This is a genomic window from Neptuniibacter sp. (assembly GCF_024231755.1).
Classification (GTDB): Bacteria; Pseudomonadota; Gammaproteobacteria; order Pseudomonadales; family Balneatricaceae; genus Neptuniibacter.
In genome coordinates, this window is record NZ_JAAEQH010000191.1 from 1 (window position 1) to 523 (window position 523).

The 523-nt window shown below is 48.6% G+C and carries 1 protein-coding gene; it reads right to left on the reverse strand.

From position 1 onward, the window contains the following. Positions 1-408, reverse strand: a 408-nt coding sequence (locus GY843_RS10085; RefSeq protein ID WP_297309140.1) for an FISUMP domain-containing protein, incomplete at its 3' end; no start/stop codon positions are given. Positions 409-523: the final 115 nt, after the last annotated feature.

Sequence of the window (523 nt, forward strand, 5' to 3'; positions counted from 1 at the left end):
GGTCAACTTAAGCGGAGAGGCAAAAGCCCCTGCTGCATCAGGACTGATCCAGTCTCCGATTTCGTCTTCCCATTCGGCTTTTGTTGGTAATCTGTAACCGCCTGGGCAGGGGTTGTTGATGCCATTTACACCCTGCCACAGCATGTCGTTTTTCGGGCTACGCCAGTCGTAAGGGCTGCTGTTACTGGTAATAAAATAACCGTGTCCGGGAGTATCGCTACTGCTTAGGGTAGAGGTCGTGCTTGATGTTCTCTTTTCATGCCCATCGGTAACACGCCCCCATTGGTACAAATCTCCGTAAGCAGCAACATCCGTGCTGCTTGTGGCTACCTGTGAAGCACCAAGGTTGCGGTCCATCCATGTTTTTCCGCTTACACTGGTCACATTTAATGCAAATGATAGAGTCATTGCATCTGAAGCACTTCCACATGCAGCATCTCCTGTAGCTGTAACTATTAAATCTACTGAGCCTGCAAGGGAATCTGCTGTGCTTCGATAATAAATTGGGTTAACTGTTGCTTCA